Source organism: Paenibacillus sp. ov031, from assembly GCF_900143165.1.
GTDB classification, from domain to species: domain Bacteria; phylum Bacillota; class Bacilli; order Paenibacillales; family Paenibacillaceae; genus Paenibacillus; species Paenibacillus marchantiae.
Genome location: NZ_FRDO01000002.1, coordinates 222,981 through 242,713 on the forward strand (window position 1 = coordinate 222,981; position 19,733 = coordinate 242,713).

Below are 19,733 nucleotides of genomic sequence, written 5' to 3' on the forward strand. Positions count from 1 at the left end.
TCCCCTGACCCGCTATTGAATCCTTCTCAAATAAAAAAAAGGTCACCCTGCCTGTTAAGGAGGATGACCTTCCACTCTAGTAAAACATCGAGTTTGTATTTAATTTACATATAAATTTCAACAATCGTGCGCTCCGAAGCATTACGCGCTTGTTTGAATTCATCCAGCGAGATACGAGCCCCACCTTGACGGTAACGGTTCGCCGTTTGCTCGGTGCGGATGTCCTTGCCATTTACCGTTACACGGTTAACCGAACCTTCGTTCAGATGGTAGATAAATGTTACCGGCTCTCCTGCATATTCAAATTCGAATTGCATGCCATTCAGCTCAGCCGGCAATACCGGGTCAATAACCAGATCTCCGCCTTCCTGACGAATGCCAAGTGCGTTCGAGATCAATTGGTTCATGTAGATTCCAGGGCCGCTGGAGTAGATTCTCCATCCACCTTTCACCTGTACTGTTCCTTTGCGTAGTTGGTCAAAATGCTCCTGCGCCTCGTAGCGCGTGTTGAACTTGCCGTCGGAACTGCTGAAGTACGCGTTCGCCTGACGAATCTCCGCATTAGGTACAACTTCGCCGATGCCAACCGGGTTAATCATGGCAAGACCATTCCACACCTGATCCGTCTTACCAAGCTTCGCCATCGCTTCAACGTAACGGATATGAGCGTGTACATACTGCAAACCGATCTCGCGACCGAAGTTGGACGCTTGCTCTGCCCGTTTGAAGTGAGTGCTCACACCGCCTGCATATTGAGCTGGACGATTCATCAGACGTACCCCATCCGGGCACAGGAACTGTTCACGAATCAGCGCATAATGCGATTCTGCCTGTTCTGCATTCAGCAATTCACCGATCATGCTGCGCGTCATCGGCAGAAGGCGATATTGAATGCCTGTCTCCGTATCTGTTGGGTGAAGCATCAGCTTCGCTTGATCTGCTTCTTCCATGTATACGAAACCTGGGATCACATCTGTACCCAGCATGTAACGATTAAAGTCTTCACGGATGCCTTGAGCCAGAACGTCCAGCTCCTGTGCAAATCCAGCGTCTTTATGTTGCAGCGCTTGTGCGAGCACATTTACAGACTGATAAGTCAAAGCAACGGTCCAGCTGCTCACCATATATTGTTTGAGCTGTGCATTGGCTGGCTGGAGTGTATCATCCCAGTCCCCATCACCGTAAGAAGACAGGAATGTGTCGTGCAGGAAGTGTGAGCGGATATATTCGATCTCTTTTTTCGCGTGATCCAATACAGTCGCTGTTTCTTCCGTGAATCCGAAGCTGTGCTTAACGGTATAAGGCACTTTCTCATCCAGAATCGCATAGTCGCGAGTCGCTGTCAGGTAGTCCGCCAGCACTTTCAGCGGCCATACGATGATGTCACCGTGGCTCTCTTCCTGCTGAATTGCAAAATACTTGTCGAACATAAACCATTGCGGCCAGTTGCCATCATCTTCATATTGGTGGGTGTATACCATTTTGATGATATCGCGAACCTGCTCATATTTTTGCGTTGCCATGAAGTATTCAACCGGACCTTGGCATACATCCCGAGTACCCCATGCTGCGCCGCCGTACTGCTCCAAACCGTGAGGCACGGAGTAGTGAACCAGCATATTGTGTGTGTACCACCAAGCCAGTGCGTTCACTTTGAACAGATCCTCTGCACTTTGGCCCTCACCACGAGACAAACGGAAACCGTTCATTACACCTGCGAAGAATTCACGGTACGCCCGCACTTCCTCTTCAAAAGTAAGACTGGATCCTGCTACGACAGAACCGTCTGCTTCGTTTACTTGACCTTCCAATACGCCTTGTACCTTGAGCGTCCATTCTGCACTCTCTTCCAGACTAAGTGTAACCAGCGATGCAGATCCACTGCGAATACCACTCGCCAGCAACGTTTCATCTCCAACATTTACAGCTGCGCCATCCACCGACATGCGGTATTGCAGGTCAGGATACGTTCCGGCACTAATCGCTTGCGGATCAGCCTTGAAGATCAGCGTGTTGCCATCTTGCGTCATATGCAACGGATACTCGTATTCATTGACATTCATCGTAACTTGGTTGGTTACCAGGTAGCGATATGCTTTGCCACTAGTCGAGCGCACATTCATGCTCACTTCAGTCGTGTGTGCTCCAGTGTAGTTGGTCACGATAATGGTATCCGATTCGGTTTTGTAGATCCAACGTACATAGTTGAAGCCAATCTCGAACAGGGAAGGCATCGTCAGCAGACGATATTGTCCATCCATTTCCACATAAATGCGTTGTCCAGCCGTCTTCGGCACGTTCAATGCGTTACGGGCATTACTGATCATTTTATTAAAATTGGTGTTACCAATAACGAGTTGTGAGTTGAAAATACCGTACATATACGATGTCGTCGTAATAACCTGCGCACCCAGCTGTACATTGCCACCACTCATCAGGATATGGCCGTGCGGACGCTCTACGAGCAATTCTTTCGCTTTCAGGACGATATGTTCATAACTGCCCGTGAAGAAGGATAACAGTGAATCACCGCTACGCTCTTCCTGATGACGGTCAGGGAACAGATCATTAATCTCATCTTGTGTCAAATCAAGCGCAGCAAGCGGTTCACCCAAGAAGGATGACAGTTTCACCTGTTCCAACGTCTCGCCTTGCTCCACAGTCAATGCTTGTACTTCGTTCCATGCTGCAGTCACTTCATCCCCGAATTCCAGTGCGGAGATTCCGGCAGGATGATCTGCTTTGGCCAGTCCGTAGAAGACCACTTGGGCTTCCCCGTCCAAGCTTACGCGCTCCGATTGCAATGCTGTGTAGGCAAATTCATACTGGTATGTCTCATTTGCCAGTGTATTATGGCTCAGGCTCTCAGGCTGGTTCGTTTCCTTGTAGGACAGACCGAAGAATTGGAATCCGTCTGTAGAATAACCAACTGCCTTAGTCAGAGAACCTTGTTGCATGTAAGGGAAAGCACCTCCCTGAGGCTGGTTTTGACGGGAACACACCACATATCCCTTCGCTTCATCTTCGAATACCGTATGGTCAATATACTGTGACAGATAGGCTTCATTGCTGCGTACTGCACCTGGATCAGCAAGACCTACATCTTGTCCATATACCACGTCAATGTTATGTTGTTGTCCTGTGAGCTTCACATCCCAGAACCAGACGCCTTGCGTTGTGGCTGTAAACACAACCTGATAGCTAATACCTTGTTCTTTGCCTTCAAGCTGTACGGTACCTTCCCAGATCAGTTGATTCCCGGATTGCGCTTTGCTTGTGATCACTTTGCTGTTCGAACGCACACCCAGCAGTGGGAACGAGCTGATTTTCTCTCCCTCGTGTACACGCAGATACAGGTTATTCAAAGATCCATCGATCTGGTTGCTAAGCAATTGATTCAACATGGTCGTACCGGATTTAGCTTGGTACAGGTCCCCACTGTTCAAAAAGGTAAAGGATAAATCCCCGGCAGTCAGCCGGATTGATTCATTAATCATCGTTGTCATACTATTCACTCCTTCAATTAGTATAAAATCGAAACGTTTCGATAAATCTGAAAAAGAATAGGGGTCCTCTGCGAAATGACCTTTGTCTGGCCAATTCGGACGGTGATCCCCATCATTCAACTCTTAATTCAAAGAGGGCGAGTTACTTCCTAGGCCGGCTGGTTTCCTGACTCTACCTGTACCGATCGTACAGACTCGCGCTCCACCAGATCAATGGTTAACGTATACGATGTATTCACAGCTTCGCCGTTCAGCATCTGGAAGAGCAAATGTCCTGCCAATGACCCTGCTTCATGCTTGGGCTGCCGCACCGTCGTAAGCGGAGGATGAACATATTCGGACAGTTGAATATCATCAAACCCGATTATCGAAATGTCATTCGGTACCGAAATGCCGCTCTCTTCAAATGCTTTCAGTCCACCAATCGCCATTTCGTCATTCCCGTAAAATACAGCAGATGGAAGCTCGCCCTGCATAACCATCATCTTGGTTGCACTATATCCGCCCTCACGTACAAAATTACCGCTTAGACGCCATTTGGACTTCTCTTCAAGGCCCGCCTCCTGCATTGCTCGCAAATATCCTTGATAACGCAGAGCATTATCATAAGAATTGGATGGCCCGCTGATATAGGCGATGGTCTTATGCCCCTTCTGAATGAGGTGACGTGTAGCCAGGTAACCACCTTGCTCCCCGTCCACCAGCACGTTGACCAGATGGCTACTCGACAGCTGCCGATCCATCACAATGATAGGGAAACGTTCGCCTGCAGATTCCACCAGGATATCATCATGGATGTTATGAGCCAGGATAATAGCACCATCCACTCTTTTCTCTCGCAAGAAACGAACCGCTGTGGAGTCGCGTCCTCCCATAGAGCTGCAAGCAATCAGATCATATCCGTTAGCCAGCGCTACGTCCTGTACGCTGCGAATCAATTCGGAGTAATACGGACCCGAGAGATCTGTAAGAATCAACGCAATCGTGTTCGTCCGGCTCCGTTTCAGGTCCATGGCAAAGCCGTTTTTGCGATAATTCAGTTCCCGTGCTGCCGCCAGCACTTTTGCCTTGGTCTTGGCACTTACCTTGCTGTCCCCATTCAGTGCATAGGAAGCGGTCGAGAGCGCCACGCCTGCCAGCTTTGCCACATCCTTAATCGTTGCCATTCCACGTTCGCTCCTTCTAACTTTCTTGTTACCTATCATTTTATACTGTAAATGGTTGCAACAACCACTCATTCCTATGCATTATCCATTAGAAATGGCATCAATTCTCATTTATCGAAACGTTTCGAAGTGTTTTCAAAAAAAATTTCTCTTCACGTCTTTTAAGCATCACTGCTGAATCATATACCCTTTAATTGTACATATAGCTTGGTCGATTGACAACATTTCAATATTGGACAAGAGGAAGAATTCATTATAAATCACAATGAACACGCCTGTAAACCATAGATTGAAACGTTTCGACATTTTCATTATAGTCGGTGTTGATAGCGATTTCAACCTCTTTATCCATTTTTCACAGAAATATGTGAAGGGAATGATTCGCGGGGTCCCCATTACACCTTTGTGGTATTATACTGCTTATTAGTCCAATCCTCTATAAGGAGTCCATTAAATTATGAGCAATCTGGATCTAAGCTTTCATAAATCATCCCTGAACACCCCCGGCCGCTTGCAGCAAATCACAAACGTGCCTCCGGCAATGTTCAAGCTGTGTCATCTGGTGCAGCTCCATGATCGGGAAGCCTTCTCCCGTATCGATGAGCTGTGGAGCAGCAAGCACGTTCTTTATGTCATCACCTCTGGTCAGGCAAGACTGATCAGTTCGAATGGTCAATTGATGGTAAATACCGGCTCTGCTATCGTACGCCAAGCTGGAACCCTGCTTCAGCATGAAAGCAAGCGTGGTTCCCTTTCACCCGTTCAGGGTATTGCAATGGCCTTTGATTTTGCAGATAACGAACAAAGGCTCTGGCCATTCGGACATCCTGTTTCCGTTACGAGCCGTCTTATTGCCGAGCTGATCTCCGAGTTGGTTCAGTCCAGCTCGAAACACGATGAGTCCGGACCATTCAAACCTCATATGCTGTTTTATCAGCTGCTGGATACGTTGCGAGATCATGCTGTGCGTTTGGCTCATGAAGATCATTCCTGGCTGGACATCGTCATCGCGCACATCCATGAAAGAATTACTCATTCTTTTACACGTGAGCAATTAGCGAAAGAGGTTAATGTGAGTCCAGAGCATTTTTCAAGAGAATTCAAGAAGTACACCGGACTTACGTTTGTGGAGTATGTTACCCGGTTAAGAATTCGAATTGCCCAGGAACACCTGCTGTTTGCCAATCCCACATTGCAAGAGCTTGCGCAGTTGACGGGATACAGGGATACCTTTTATTTAAGTCGAAAATTTAAACAAACGGTAGGTTGTGCACCGACTCTCTATCGGAGAACGCCAAAAAAAATCGCAAGTCTTACATACAACTATACCGCTTCCTTGCTCGCACTGGGCCACATCCCGCATCTGGGTGCCGTTGCAGGATGGATGAAAAGTAGACTTATTGAAAATGGACAAAACCAATTTGATCAGTGTTATGAGCATGATCTCATTAATCATCCGGATCTAATCGCAGACGCTCATCCCGATGTCATCCTTGGTTATGCACCTCATTCCGGCATGGATGAATTACGGCAGATTGCACCAACGATTTTGATGCCTTTTGAGGAACTTGACTGGCAGGAGCAATTCATCCATTTGGGACGTATCACGGGTCTGGAAGCCAAAGCACGTGCGCTGTTAGACCATTATGATACGCTTCAGCAAGAGGCCAATCGTACACTCGATCAGATCATGGGTGAACGGGGTTCAGCAGTATGCATTTTCATGATTGGTGAGAGTGGAGCGTACATCTATGGTCACGGATGGGGTAGAGCTTCTCATATTTTGTATCAATCGCTGGGCTTCACCCCTCCTGCACGGATGAAGAAGGATGGACAACTACTCACAGGTTACATCCATGTTCCACTAAATGAAATTCATTTGTATGCGGCAGATCATATTTTTATTGATTATGCTAGGGAATCATCAGAGCAGGATGCTGTAGACAAGCTATTTGCTCAGGAGTCCTGGAACACCTTGAGTGCGGTCCGGGAAGGGCGCCTGTACGAGATTGATGCGGATATGTTTTATGGATTCGACCCCATCTCGGTTATGGAGCAATTGCAGCACATCATGCACAAACTGACATCACATCTGTCCATGCATTAGTCATCATAGATGTCCATGTACAAATGTTACGTCATCCTCTATGTTAGTAATGAGAATAATAATCATTATTGATTATATACACAGGGGGAACAATTATATGTTTGCTGCAAAAAAACGCTTTTCCGGCTTGCTGCTCATGCTCGCCATCATCATGATTTTGGCTGCCTGTAACAGCGGTACGGGTTCCGGCACAACGGAACCAACAGCGGCGGGTTCAGAATCGACTACAAGTTCGACCGAAACTAATACCGATTCTTCGGGTGCTACGCGGATCTACAAGTCATTAAGTGGAGATGTGGAAATTCCGGCTGAACCGAAACGGATTGTTACGGATATGTACGTAAGTGATCTGCTCGCACTTGGTGTAAAGCCCGTTGGCTCTATTAAATATTATCTGGAAAATCCATTCTACGCCGATCAAGTGGAGGGCATAGAGAATATTGGCGACCGGGGTGCCGTATCCTTGGAGAAGGTCGTCGCGTTGGACCCGGATCTGATCATTACCTACTCTGATAAAGCTGAAGAAATTGAGAGTTATCAAAAAATCGCACCTACCGTGGTCATTCCCTACGGCACGTTTACCAATGTAGAGGATGAAATTCGAGGCTTCGGAGAACTCATGAACAAATCCGAAGAAGCCGAAGCCTGGCTGAAAACGTACGACGAACGTATTGAAGCCGCTCGCGCCAAAGTAAAAGCAGTCATTAAACCGGAGGAAACCTTCTCCATCCTCGAAGTATCAGACAAGAGCTATTATGGCTATGGAGACAACTTTGGTCGCGGTGGACAAGCCGTTTATCGCGCTTTGGAACTTACACCACTCGAAATCACCAAGAAAGAACTGATGGGTGATACCCAGTGGAAAGAGATATCGCGTGAAGTCGTTGGTGATTATGCAGGAGACCATATCTTCCTGACCGTAGGGGAAAACAATAAAAATTACCAAGGTGATTCCATCTGGCAATCGCTCCCGGCTGTGAAGAACAATCAGGTGTACGAATTACAGGAAGATCGCTACTGGTACTTCGATCCGATTGCAATTCAGAGTCAGGCTGAAGAATTCGCTGATATGATCGTAGAACGTGCACAGCAAAATCGTAAATAAGAGGATGGATTCAATAATCATTTCATAGGAAGAAACGTAATGTCCGGACAGGCCGATCAGCCTGCCTGGGCTTTTGCGTTAGAGAGAGGAGTGACTACATATGCTTCGCCGTTTTATGGCTTATTATCGTCCTTATCGGGGACTCTTTATATTGGACTTCTCCTGTGCGATTCTGGCTGCACTGCTGGAACTTGCGTTTCCCTTGGCTGTAAACAAAGTTGTCGATCAGCTGCTTCCCGCAGGCAACTGGTCCATGATCTTATCAGCCTGTGCCGGATTACTGGGCATCTATCTGCTCAGTTCCTTTTTCCATTATGCAGTCACCTACTGGGGACATAAGCTGGGTATTAACATCGAATCCGATATGCGGCGGGAACTGTTCCAACGTGTGCAGAAGCAATCCTTCCGCTTTTTCGATAACAACAAGACGGGGCACCTCGTCTCTCGCATGACCAATGACCTGATGGATATAGGTGAGATTGCGCATCATGGACCCGAGGATCTGTTCATTGCCCTGATGACGTTGGCTGGAGCCTTCGGCATTATGCTGGGTATCAACTGGCAACTGGCTGTCATGACCTTCATCATCGTACCACTGATGATCTTCCTTTCCCTCTATTTCAGCCGCAAAATGTCCAAAGCGTTCAAGCGTATGTTTGCGGATATTGCAGATTATAACGCACGCGTAGAGAACAATGTGAGCGGAATTCGTGTAGTACAGGCTTTTGCCAATGAAAAGCATGAAGTGAAACGTTTTGTCGAAAATAATGAACGCTTCCGTCTTACCAAACTGATCACCTACCGGATTATGGCGTGGAATTCCTCGCTCAGTTTCATTCTGATGAAATTTGTCTCGCTGTTTGTACTGGTGTGCGGTACGTGGTTTGTCATTCAGGGCAGCATGACCTACGGAGAATTTATTGCCTTTGTCATGTTATCCAATGTGTTTCTTGGACCGATTCAGCAGATCAATTCCGTCATCGAAACGTATCCCAAAGGCATCGCTGGATTCAGACGTTACCTGGAGCTGCTGGAAGCCGAGCCCGATGTGGATGATACACCACAAGCCAAATCCATCCCACATGTGAAAGGCGACATCGCCTTCCATGACGTTTCATTTGCTTATGGGGAACACAAACCAACCTTGGATCAGGTGAATCTGGAGATTAAGGCAGGACAAACGGTAGCGCTGGTTGGACCTTCGGGTGCAGGCAAATCTACGCTGTGCAGTCTTATTCCACGCTTTTACGATGTGGATGCGGGGCACATCTCTATTGATGGGATTCCGGTAAGAGATATGACACTGGAGTCGCTGCGCTCCCATATCGGAATTGTGCAGCAGGATATTTTCCTGTTTGATGGGTCGATCCGTGAAAATATTGCCTACGGCAAACTGGATGCACCTGATGAAGAAATCTGGCAAGCCATTCGCCGGGCCCAACTGGAAGAGCTGGTACAATCTCAACCGGAAGGACTCGATACTCTAATTGGTGAGCGGGGCGTCAAATTGTCTGGAGGACAGAAGCAACGTCTATCCATTGCTCGCATGATTTTGAAAAATCCGCCGATCCTCATTCTGGATGAAGCGACCTCCGCACTTGATACCGAGACGGAAGCCGCCATTCAGTTGGCTCTATCTGAGCTGTCACAAGGACGTACTACACTGATCATCGCCCATCGACTGGCAACGATCAGACACGCCGATCGTATTGTGGTAGTGGAAAATGGCGGCGTAGCCGAGCAAGGCAGCCATGATGAACTTCTGGCGCGTCAGGGCTCGTATAGCCGATTGCATCAAGCCCAGTTTGGATAGGTGCGGAAGTAACGTCTCTTGGTTTCGTTAAACCACAGACCTGTGGAAATTGGCGCCAATAACACGCGCTCAGTTCGTTAAACAGTACTAACGCTAAAAAGGGATGTCCCCGTCATGTTCAATGACTTATGGGACATCCCTTTCTTATTCAGATCCTAATCTGTGATAATCATATCAGGAATAGGATTTTATTTTTTGACCGCATGGATGAAATGGTTTGTTTCGAAGGCAGATAAGTCATCTGTACGATTGTTGAAATATCGATCCTGTATGTCCTCCGGCGATAGATGCTCATATATGAGAAGTCCCACATCCGCCAATAACCGCTCCATCTCATCGTAAGTGAAGCAGGATTGCATCGGCTCGCCCCCCATTGCAGCCATCTTAACCATATTTTCAACCCGGTTAAACCTTCCTTTTTCCTCAAAGAGATGCTCATCTGCATAATCCAGCACAATGGAGCTACCCGTTGGAAGATTCCAAAATACATGTCGGAGCAAGTTGGACAGATCTTCTTTGGTCAAATAATACGAAACGCCTAATAGAGTAACCATCGTCTTTCGCTTCTTCAAGCCTTCCTTAGTCAAACGTTCATACGAAGGCTCATGGGTAAAATCCATTGGCACCAAATGAAGATTGTCCGGCATGATCAACTTGGCCTGGTTCAGACGCTCCCGCTTGAATTGCTGTGTAGTTGGATAATCCACTTCAAATAGTTCTAGAGTGTCCTCCAGTTCCGGATGCCTCATAGCAAATGTATCCATCCCCGCGCCAAGAATGACAACCTGCTTCAATCCCAACGTGATTTCATGCAGCAGTACATGCTCACAATAAGCAGCCCGAGCCAGTGTTATTGGAGATAACTGTACCTGGGTAATCCATTTTAAAATCGTATCCGGGTCGTCCTTGATCAGGTGAGCCATGTCCGGGTTGAAAAAATGGATACCTTGAATCATATTCTCGCGAATACCCGCAAACTCTTGCGGAGTAATAAGCTCTTTAGCTATATAATCATCGAAAATAAGAGGTGTATCGTACTGGCAGTGGTAGGCTCGGCCAAAAGCCGAAATCAAGGATGTGATGCTGGACTCATTTTGCTTCATATTTCATCCTCCCGTACAAACAAAAATAAGATTCCCCCTGGCCAGGAGAACCTTAGTATATACGGAATGTTTTTATATGTAAATTATATCATAAAAAGATTTTTTTGTCAATCTACATCTACGGGATGATCCGACAGATTAAAATGGCTTTCTTTGCCCCTCCACTCCAATCTGTCCTCTTCCTCCCTCATAGCATTCAATCAGAAAAAGCTAAGCGTCCAATCCGTACTCCTTCACTTCACGGTTGCGGTTCAGCACCGCATGCAGTACAAAACCAAGCACCGCAATAACCGCCGTGCCAGTCGCCAGCCACGCTACAGGAATCAGTCCCTGTTTGTCGTACATGACCCCCATTGCATACGGCCCGATAACCCGTCCAACCGCACCGATACCACCGGAGATCCCGATGTAGAAAGGTGCCGCTCTTCCGGCATGCTCTGAGATGAATGCCGGCGTAGCAGGTGAGATCAGCATTTCCCCAAAGGTAGCCAGTACCATTGCAAGCACCATACCCGGATAGCTATACATGGTGATCATGACGATGTAGGCCATGCCATAGAACACCGCACTTGCAGTCATCTGAGCAGTCGATGTACGGGCCATCGTACGCTTGACCCAATTGGTGAAGGGTTGTCCCACAAAGATCAGCACCCCATTTAGAGTCCAGAGCAGACCGTACATTCTTTTCTCCATACCCTCGGAAATAATATACGGAGACACACCCGTATTCCAGATGGAATTACCGAACAGCAGGAACAGCACGCCCAGGCTCATGAACAGATATAATCTGGTGTTGCCCAGCAGCGCCCAGACGCCCGGCCCATCGGGAACCGTTTTGCGTTTGGTCAGATGTACTTCGCCCTGATCCGGTTCTGCCCGCGACAGATAATACCAGAAGAAAATCGCAAACCCGGCGGAGGTCACCCCGTTCAGTATAAAGCTGAGGTGATAGGAAAAGTCAGCCAGAAAACCACTGAGCGCTGTACCAATTGCCACACCGATATTGTTGGCGACATAGATCACATTGAACAATTCCCCGCGTCGTTCCGCAAACCGGAAGCCAATAAAGGCTTGAATAGCTGGTAACGACAATGAACTGAATAGACCGATCCAGCCCATGGCACACATAAACACAACCCAATACGCGCTAATCCACGGCAGAGCAAACAGCCCTACCGCATTTAACGCCAGCGATCCGATGATCAGCTTCTTGACGCCCACCCGGTGGTACAATGCACCGCCGAGCAGTTGCCCGAAGATGCCGCCCAGCGACTGGATCAGAATAACAAACCCCGCGTTCGCCATCGTGCGTCCAAGCTCGTCAAATACATACATCGTGGTCAGCGGCCACATCAAGGCACTGCCTGTCGCATTGACCAAACTTGCCAGCAAAAATATTTTCACTTCTTTTGGATACGTATCCAGCCATCTCATCATCTTGTTTATTCTCCTTAGTGCCTTCAAAAAGCATATTGCCATAAAAAATAGACCCTTGCCCTGACGGCATAATTAGCCAGAGCGAAGGCCACTTGAATTTAGAATTTAGAAATTTGAATTCCGAATCTTGCTCTTTATCATTCTGCTTACGAACTATCCATTGTTCATCTTACCTGAAAAGATCCGATCTGCAAGCACATTCATTGACGCTTCACTTCGACAGTGGCCGAGAAGAATGTTGCCCCATTCCCCATGTCGGACAGACGATTAGACGTGAGCGAGTTCGCCCGCTGTTTTTTGCCATTACCATCCCACCATAAGCCTTGACTAATCACCGTTCCTGGCAGCATGGATTCACTCACTTTGGCGGTTAGCTCGATCCGGCCACGGTCGTTCCATACGACCACCGCATCCCCGTCTTCCACCTGTCTGTGAGAGGCGTCCTCTGGGTGCATTTGCAATAATGGCATCTTCTCCAAACGTTGATGTTTGGCCGAATTGGCAAAGGTGGAATTCAGGAAATTATGGTTTGGCGGCGACAGAAACATCAGCGGATAAACATCCGCAGGTCCAGCCGGGTTTTCCCCGTCATACCCCTCCACGAGTGCACTATACGTAGGCAACGGAGGCAGTCCCTTCTGTGCCATCGTTTCCGAATACAGCTCGATTTTCCCCGAAGGCGTGGGCAACTGATCCAAATAGGAGTCATGTGCAGACATATCCAGCTTGACGAAATGATGCTGCTTCAGCCCTTCCAAGGTTACTCCGTTCATGTAGGGATTGCCCGTACCCTGAAGTGCTTCCTCGATCATCTGTTCCGGTGTCTCACCGAAAATCTCCGGGTCATACCCCATCGCCTGTCCAAGCAAAGAGAACAATTCAACATTGCTCTTGCTCTCGCCCAAAGGCGCAATGACTGGCTCTTGCAAATGAACATACTGATGCCAGTAGGACGTATATAGATCCGTCGTTTCAAATGAAGACGTCGCAGGCAGCACAATATCTGCGTATTTCGCCGTATCCGTCATGAATAGGTCATGGACTACCGTAAACAGATCTTCTCGTGCAAAACCTCGCTCCACCCGCTCGGTATCTGGTGCCACCACCAGTGGATTGCTGCAGTAGACCATCAACGCCCGGATCGGCTGCTCCGCTTCCAGTAGCGCTTCGCCAATCCGGTTCATGTTCACCACGCGCGGCTCCGGGTTCTGCCGCAGCTCAGGACGCTCGAGCGCATCGCTATTGGTGCTCGCGTAGCTGTTGGTACGAATAGCGCCCCCGCCGCGCTTCAGCCACTGCCCTGTAATGGCAGGCAGACAGGCTACGCTGCGGACGTTCATGCCACCGTTGTCGTGATGCTGGAGGCCATTGCCGATATGAATATGAGCTGCCTGTGCATTGCCATAGAGCTCAGCCAGCTTCACGATGTCCGCTTCCGGCACACCTGTAATACGTGCGACACGCTCAGGGGTGTAGCTGCGGACATGATCACGCAGTGCCTCATGGCCAACGGTATACTTTTGCATAAAAGCCTCATCCGTCAACCCCTGCTCGAACAGTACATGCATTAATCCGAGTGCCAGTGCACTGTCTGTACCGGGGTAGAGTGGAATGAACCAGTCTCCCCATTGGGCGGTCCGATTGCGATGGACATCAATAACGACGATTTGGGCGCCCTTTTTGCGGGCTTTCTCGGCCAGAACAACCTGATGCATATTGGTGCTGACGATGTTTCCTCCCCACACCAGAATGACATCCGCATGCTCTGTATCCTCGGGCAATGTTCCACGGTTCGCACCCATCGTATATTTCCAGCCGGTATTTCCCGCTGCATTACAGATGGTCTGTTCCAGCTTGCTCGCACCTAGCGCATTGAAAAATCGACGATCCATGCCATCCACACCAAGAATGCCCATGTTTCCATAGAAGCTGTAGGGCAGGATGCTCTCCGGTCCGTAGGTAGCTGCCAGCGAACTGAATCTCGCCGTAATCTCGCCGATGGCTTCGTCCCAACTGATTCGCTCGAACTGGCCTTCGCCCTTGGCTCCGATGCGTCGCATCGGATATTGCAGCCGCTCGGGGTGATACACCCGCTCCGTCATATTTCGGACTTTGTTACAGATGGCGCCTTTTGTAATCGGATGGTCCGGATTGCCCGCAACCTTCACGATCTTACCGTTCTCCTTATGAAGCAGCAGGCCGCAAGTATCCGGACAATCGAGCGGGCAAACTGCCGGGAATACGCCATTCTCCTGATCGATCATATACAAGTCCCTCCCCCTTCAAAGCTATCCTCATATCATATCTTCTTCCTGGTAATCGCGTAAAGAGAACAGTCTTTTTTTAACGCCACAACCGCTCCAAATTTTTTACAAAAAAATCTTTTTTCCCTTTGATTCAATCTCGAAATTCAGGGGTAAATTAAAAATAAGGCATTAGGCTAGTGTTTCCCCACTTCCTCCTCATGCCATATCATGGACCACTCCCGAAATTCGCCATGAACAGGTTTCGTTCCCCCGAACCTTGTCATGGCGAATTTATTTTGCGTGGATATTTTTTTGCAAAAAAAAAACGATTCTTTTCCCGCCCATCACAGCAGACAGCCATGACTTGAACGAGATCAGAATCGCCTCCTGTTTACTTTGCATTCGTCTTTCCACTCGTTCTCGCACTCGCATCACGGTTACACCGCTAACTCGGTTACTGTGCAAAATGCCGCTACGCCTGCTTGCTCCACATCGGTCTGGCTTCCGTTTCCACAGGCTGGGCCGCCGCCATGGCCACCTCAGGCTTCACTTCCGGCTCATGCTTGCGCAGGTACACCATCCAGTAGGCAGCCGCGACAAACAGCGCCCCTCCCGTCAGGTTGCCAAGCCATACCGGAATGAAATTCATGACGTATTGTCCCCACGAATAATGCCCTTCAAAGATCGCAGCAGGAATCAGGAACATGTTGGCGACAACGTGCTGGAATCCAATAGCTACAAAGGCCATCGTTGGGAACCATATGCCCAATACTTTTCCACTCATCGTATCCGATGCATAAGACAACCAAACCGCGAGAGCGACCAGCCAGTTACACCCGATCCCGGATATAAAAGCCTGAAGGAAGCTGTCGTCCAGCTTGTGTCCAGCCATATCCACCACTTTGGTCAAATAAGCCCCCTCTGCCGTCAGACCAAGCACATGCCCAAACGCATAGGCCACAAAGATCGCCCCAAGGAAATTACCTATCGTTACTAAGGTGAGATTCTTCAACATGTTGCCTGCGGACAGTTTACGTGCAATCGTCGCGAGTGGAACAGCCATCATATTGCCTGTTAGCAGTTCCCCACCGCCAATCAGCACCAATATCAAACCTACCGGGAACACTGCTGCGCCAATCAGATTAACCAAGCTGCCCCACTCGGCCGGAGCAGAGGCAATGACCCGAATATCCAGCAGAAATCCAAGCGCAATAAAAGCGCCTGCCAGAAAACTGAGTATCAATACGGAGGACACCGGATTTTGGGCTTTCTTCATCCCCGTATGCGCCGTATATTGTGCAACCTCAAGAGGTGTTTTTGCTGCCATAACGATCCTCTCCTTCACAGTTCATGAACATCATAATTCAACCTGTTTTGTTGATATGTTCATTGTATCGCGAAGGTTTCAAGAGGTTTGTTACTTTTATCACAAAGTCTGAAAACTACATTTTAATATTTCCGTTGTGTCTTGCTTGATATGCAGAAAAAACAAAAAGAACTACCGCAGAATGACTGCGGCAGTTCTCAGATATTTATGGTTATACCATCGCTGGTGTTTTTACTTCTACTGGTGGCAACGCCTGAAGACCCGCCGAGTTCAGGAAGTTCCATGGTTTGTTGTAATGTGGCTGGAAGAAGAAGTCGATGAAGGCCAGCTCATCTACCGTCATGTTGTTCTGGATGCAGACAGAGATCGTATTGATCGACTGTGTCAGATCAGCTTGTGACATGACCTGCGCACCAACAATGCGGCGTGTAGCCTGTTCATAGATTACTTTGAGCAGCAGCTTCTCTGCCGTTGGCATGAACTCTGGACGGTAAGCATCTTCAAGCGTTACAGCTTCAACGACCAGACCCTCATCCGCAGCAGATGCTTCCGTCAAGCCTGTACCTGCAATATTTTGCTCATAAATTTTAATACCTGATGTGCCTTGTGTACCCATATAACGTGTCGTAGGACGAACAAGATTCCTTGCTACGAGTGTACCCATCCGCACTGCGTTGGTTGCCAGTGGAATGTACGCTGCCTTGCCAGTTGGGTTGTAATGAATTGCACAGCTGTCTCCAGCAGCGAAGACGTCTTTTTGGCTGGTTTGCATATATTTATCCACGATGATTGCACCGTTCGGCAGCATATCCACTTGGCCTTTGAGCAGCTCGGTATTTGGACGGAAACCAATGCACAGAATAACGAGGTCTGTATCGAACTCTCCTTTGGATGTAATGACCTTGTTCACTTTGCCATTCTCTCCGGTAAACTTCTGAACAGTTTGGCCCAGCGCCAGCTTGATGCCGTGTCCAGTCAACGTTTCTTCAATAGCATCCGTGAACTCGGGGTCGAGATATTTGTTCAAGATCCGGTCCACACTATCGATCAGTGTAACTTCCTTGCCGTTCATTTGGAAAGCCTCCACCAGCTCAATGCCGATATATCCGGCTCCTACCACAGTAATACGTTTGGCATGCTTGGCTTTCTCAATAATCGTGTTGGAATGGTTGTAGTTTTTGCAAAGTAAAATGTTGTCCATCTCGATGCCTTCCAGCTTCGGTACGACAGGCCATGAACCCGTGGTCACGATCAGCTTGTCGAAGGTATCTTCGAATTCTTCCCCTGTTTTCAAGTTTTTAGCCTGAAGTTTGTGACCCGCAGCATCTACTGACGTCACTTCATGAAGCATTTTGGTAACGACACCGAGCTCGGCCAGTTGGTTTGGCGAAGAATAGAACAATCCGTCTGGATCTTTCACCACGCCACCTACATAAAGCGCAATGCCACATGATAAGAAGGAGATGTTGTCATTGCGCTCATACACTGTAATGGTAGCATCCGGGTACAATTTGGCGGTGTTAACGATGGCTGCGGTTCCTGCATGTGTACATCCGATAACTGCGATTTTCATGATAAGGTTCCCCCTTGGAGTATATAAATAAAAAATTGAATTTAACGTCATTGTGGTTGTGAAATATTTCACTTCTAAATGAATACTGCTTATGTGATTTATTTCACTTTGTACACTTATTATAATGTGATATTTTTCACATTGCAAGGGGTTAATCAAAATAAATTTTTCGGATGTGGTTTATTTACGATCAAGCGAGTCATCGACTCAATCTCCATTGACTTCAGTTTTCCCTGCTTATGGCTGGTTTATGCTCAAAATAAGCGTAATAACTACTGAGGAGACACTTATATGAAGAGGATATTTGCACTAAAAAATTGTATCAAAAAAAGCCTATCCTCCAATCTGGAGGCAGGCTTCTTCGTTTATTTTATACGCCAAGCAGCTTTTCAATCTCTGCAGTCATGGCTTCAGGGGATTCTTTTGGTTCAACACGCCCTACAACTTCACCCTCACGATTCACGAGGAATTTGGTGAAATTCCATTGGATGTTATTGTCTTCGCCAACACCAGGTTGCTGCTCACGCAGATACTTGAACAATGGATGCGCATCTTCACCATTTACATCGACCTTGGCAAACACCGGGAAATTAACGCCATAGTTGATTTGGCAGAATGATTCTGCTTCCTCACTGGTACCCGGCTCCTGGCCTCCGAACTGGTTACAAGGGAATCCCAATACAACCAAGCCTTGATCACGATAGCGATCATAGAGCTTCTGCAATTCACCGTATTGTGGAGTCAGCCCACACTTGCTGGCTGTATTGGCAATCACCAACACTTTGCCTTGATACAAATCGAGTGAAACTTCCTGATTTGCGGTCGTTACCGCCTGATACGAATATACGGACATGACTGATTCCTCCCATGAGTAAGATGTAGGTTGGGCTGCTGTATGTACTGTACCGAATAAGCATGCGGCACACAGCCTGTCTCTATATTATAGACCTGAGGCGGTCAATTACCAAATCTGCGATTAAACCCTGCCTAAGTTCATACGTAGAATCAAATTTTGTCCATCGACATGGACATATCCCTTTTTAGCCTGACTTCGCAACCAAAATAGCATCATACCGCTCTTGCCGCTCTGCCTTCGTCACCCCAATCATCAGGCCACGAACCGAATGCATGAAATAAACAGCCGCTGAGCGAAGAGAATCGGCCCGAAGATGCTCATTATAAGCTTCCAGCATAAGCTTGGCCTGCTTCGGATGTTTCAATGCCGTCAAAGGCATGCCAAAGACCGATTCATCGATCGTCCCGGTTGTTATTCGTCCATATTGCTGTAACCAGGTGTAGTTGATTGCTCCCATTCCTGTAGACCTCCTAGAATGCGAATGAGCCGCGTGCATAACGCACAGCGGCTTCATTCTATAGTTTAGGACCACATATGGCCCGTTTCATTAACTTCCTGTCGCGTGACGAACGCGTTGCTCTGTCCGTCCTCCAGCATGAACCATTGCACTGTTCATGAGCACTTGTTCTGGAGGTGCTGATTGCTGACGTTCACCCGCAAGGGCGTAAGGCAAGCAGAGCGGTACACCGGAACGAGGATCAATCACGATATCAGCTTCAATGTTAAATACTTCGCGAAGCACATCGGAGTTCATAACCTCTACAGGTGAACCTGTAGCGATGGCTTTACCTTTTTTAATACCAATCATGTGATGCGCATAACGGGAAGCATGGTTCAAGTCATGCACAACCATAACGATTGTACGGTTTGCTGTGGCATTCAGTTGCTCCAGCAATTGCAGTACTTCAAGTTGGTGAGCCATATCCAGGAACGTTGTTGGCTCGTCCAGGAACAGAATATCTGTCTCTTGTGCAAGAGCCATGGCAATCCAGGCACGTTGACGCTGTCCACCGGACAGTTGATCGATTGGACGATCATGGAACTCCGTCATGCCTGTCACTTCGATAGCCCATTCAATCATGCGTTTGTCTTCAGCACGCATCGAACCAAAACCTTTTTGATATGGGAACCGTCCGTAGGACACAAGTTCGGTTACTGTAAGTCCTTCAGGAGCTGTTGGATTTTGTGGCAAAATCGCAAGCTGCTTGGCTACTTCACGCGTGGACTGCTTATGGATGGACTTCCCGTCGAGCAATACACTACCTGCTTTTGGATTCATGATCCGTGCCATTGTTTTCAGGATGGTAGACTTTCCTGAACCATTGGCTCCAACAAGTGCTGTAATTTTTCCTTGGGGAATTTGAATATTCAGATCTTCAACAATCAGTCTTTCCTCATAAGCGATATCCAACTTGGACGTCTCCAGACGAAACATGCGATCATCCCTCTCTCATTTATCCCGGTTATGTATTCCGGCTATGACAACGAAAACGA

The 19,733-nt window shown here is 47.9% G+C and carries 13 protein-coding genes; 3 read left to right on the forward strand and 10 right to left on the reverse strand.

From position 1 onward, the window contains the following. Nucleotides 1–104 precede the first annotated feature (104 nt). The gene (locus tag BUA17_RS11270) at nucleotides 105–3,506 is read right to left on the reverse strand and encodes a GH36-type glycosyl hydrolase domain-containing protein (protein WP_072733662.1); all 3,402 of its coding nucleotides are present in this window, start codon (nucleotides 3,504–3,506) and stop codon (nucleotides 105–107) included. 149 nt (nucleotides 3,507–3,655) lie between these two features. Next, a complete protein-coding gene (locus tag BUA17_RS11275; RefSeq protein ID WP_063566921.1) occupies nucleotides 3,656–4,672 on the reverse strand; it encodes a LacI family DNA-binding transcriptional regulator in 1,017 nt (338 codons plus the stop codon). 457 nt (nucleotides 4,673–5,129) lie between these two features. Between BUA17_RS11275 and BUA17_RS11280 the strand changes: the two genes are divergently transcribed. From BUA17_RS11280 to BUA17_RS11290, 3 genes are all read left to right on the forward strand, one after another. Continuing rightward, the gene (locus BUA17_RS11280) at nucleotides 5,130–6,779 is read left to right on the forward strand and encodes an ABC transporter substrate-binding protein (protein WP_072733663.1); all 1,650 of its coding nucleotides are present in this window, start codon (nucleotides 5,130–5,132) and stop codon (nucleotides 6,777–6,779) included. Between the two features lie 97 nt (nucleotides 6,780–6,876). Continuing rightward, a complete protein-coding gene (locus BUA17_RS11285) occupies nucleotides 6,877–7,884 on the forward strand; it encodes an ABC transporter substrate-binding protein (protein ID WP_063566919.1) in 1,008 nt (335 codons plus the stop codon). Nucleotides 7,885–7,984: 100 nt separating this feature from the next. Beyond that, on the forward strand, nucleotides 7,985–9,697 hold the full coding sequence (locus tag BUA17_RS11290) for an ABC transporter ATP-binding protein (RefSeq protein ID WP_072733664.1): 1,713 nt from the start codon (nucleotides 7,985–7,987) through the stop codon (nucleotides 9,695–9,697). Between the two features lie 188 nt (nucleotides 9,698–9,885). Here the strand turns inward: BUA17_RS11290 and BUA17_RS11295 are convergent, their stop codons facing one another. From BUA17_RS11295 to BUA17_RS11330, 8 genes are all read right to left on the reverse strand, one after another. After that, complete coding sequence (locus tag BUA17_RS11295) at nucleotides 9,886–10,800, reverse strand: class I SAM-dependent methyltransferase (RefSeq protein WP_072733665.1); 915 nt, start codon at nucleotides 10,798–10,800, stop codon at nucleotides 9,886–9,888. Between the two features lie 210 nt (nucleotides 10,801–11,010). Further along, complete coding sequence (locus BUA17_RS11300; RefSeq protein ID WP_072733945.1) at nucleotides 11,011–12,234, reverse strand: MFS transporter; 1,224 nt, start codon at nucleotides 12,232–12,234, stop codon at nucleotides 11,011–11,013. 203 nt (nucleotides 12,235–12,437) lie between these two features. Then, nucleotides 12,438–14,501: a molybdopterin-containing oxidoreductase family protein gene (locus BUA17_RS11305; protein ID WP_139295650.1), complete on the reverse strand. Its 2,064-nt coding sequence runs from the start codon at nucleotides 14,499–14,501 to the stop codon at nucleotides 12,438–12,440. 454 nt (nucleotides 14,502–14,955) lie between these two features. After that, nucleotides 14,956–15,810 carry a formate/nitrite transporter family protein gene (locus BUA17_RS11310; RefSeq protein WP_072733667.1) on the reverse strand — a complete coding sequence of 285 codons (855 nt, stop codon included), beginning with the start codon at nucleotides 15,808–15,810 and terminating at the stop codon, nucleotides 14,956–14,958. A 211-nt stretch (nucleotides 15,811–16,021) separates the two neighbouring features. After that, nucleotides 16,022–17,383, reverse strand: coding sequence for an FAD-dependent oxidoreductase (locus BUA17_RS11315; RefSeq protein ID WP_072733668.1), 1,362 nt, complete (start codon nucleotides 17,381–17,383; stop codon nucleotides 16,022–16,024). A gap of 370 nt (nucleotides 17,384–17,753) precedes the next feature. After that, nucleotides 17,754–18,236, reverse strand: coding sequence for a glutathione peroxidase (locus BUA17_RS11320; protein WP_063566912.1), 483 nt, complete (start codon nucleotides 18,234–18,236; stop codon nucleotides 17,754–17,756). A 187-nt stretch (nucleotides 18,237–18,423) separates the two neighbouring features. Continuing rightward, on the reverse strand, nucleotides 18,424–18,696 hold the full coding sequence (locus BUA17_RS11325) for a hypothetical protein (protein WP_063566911.1): 273 nt from the start codon (nucleotides 18,694–18,696) through the stop codon (nucleotides 18,424–18,426). 90 nt (nucleotides 18,697–18,786) lie between these two features. Next, the gene (locus BUA17_RS11330) at nucleotides 18,787–19,674 is read right to left on the reverse strand and encodes an ABC transporter ATP-binding protein (protein ID WP_063566910.1); all 888 of its coding nucleotides are present in this window, start codon (nucleotides 19,672–19,674) and stop codon (nucleotides 18,787–18,789) included. Nucleotides 19,675–19,733 lie beyond the last annotated feature (59 nt).

Excerpts from the sequence above, each read along its gene's own strand:
- BUA17_RS11270 (WP_072733662.1), bottom strand. The coding sequence starts at position 3,506 with ATGACAACGATGATTAATGAATCAATCCGGCTGACTGCCGGGGATTTA.
- BUA17_RS11275 (WP_063566921.1), bottom strand. The coding sequence starts at position 4,672 with ATGGCAACGATTAAGGATGTGGCAAAGCTGGCAGGCGTGGCGCTCTCG.
- BUA17_RS11280 (WP_072733663.1), top strand. The coding sequence starts at position 5,130 with ATGAGCAATCTGGATCTAAGCTTTCATAAATCATCCCTGAACACCCCC.
- BUA17_RS11285 (WP_063566919.1), top strand. The coding sequence starts at position 6,877 with ATGTTTGCTGCAAAAAAACGCTTTTCCGGCTTGCTGCTCATGCTCGCC.
- BUA17_RS11290 (WP_072733664.1), top strand. The coding sequence starts at position 7,985 with ATGCTTCGCCGTTTTATGGCTTATTATCGTCCTTATCGGGGACTCTTT.
- BUA17_RS11295 (WP_072733665.1), bottom strand. The coding sequence starts at position 10,800 with ATGAAGCAAAATGAGTCCAGCATCACATCCTTGATTTCGGCTTTTGGC.
- BUA17_RS11300 (WP_072733945.1), bottom strand. The coding sequence starts at position 12,234 with ATGAGATGGCTGGATACGTATCCAAAAGAAGTGAAAATATTTTTGCTG.
- BUA17_RS11305 (WP_139295650.1), bottom strand. The coding sequence starts at position 14,501 with ATGATCGATCAGGAGAATGGCGTATTCCCGGCAGTTTGCCCGCTCGAT.
- BUA17_RS11310 (WP_072733667.1), bottom strand. The coding sequence starts at position 15,810 with ATGGCAGCAAAAACACCTCTTGAGGTTGCACAATATACGGCGCATACG.
- BUA17_RS11315 (WP_072733668.1), bottom strand. The coding sequence starts at position 17,383 with ATGAAAATCGCAGTTATCGGATGTACACATGCAGGAACCGCAGCCATC.
- BUA17_RS11320 (WP_063566912.1), bottom strand. The coding sequence starts at position 18,236 with ATGTCCGTATATTCGTATCAGGCGGTAACGACCGCAAATCAGGAAGTT.
- BUA17_RS11325 (WP_063566911.1), bottom strand. The coding sequence starts at position 18,696 with ATGGGAGCAATCAACTACACCTGGTTACAGCAATATGGACGAATAACA.
- BUA17_RS11330 (WP_063566910.1), bottom strand. The coding sequence starts at position 19,674 with ATGTTTCGTCTGGAGACGTCCAAGTTGGATATCGCTTATGAGGAAAGA.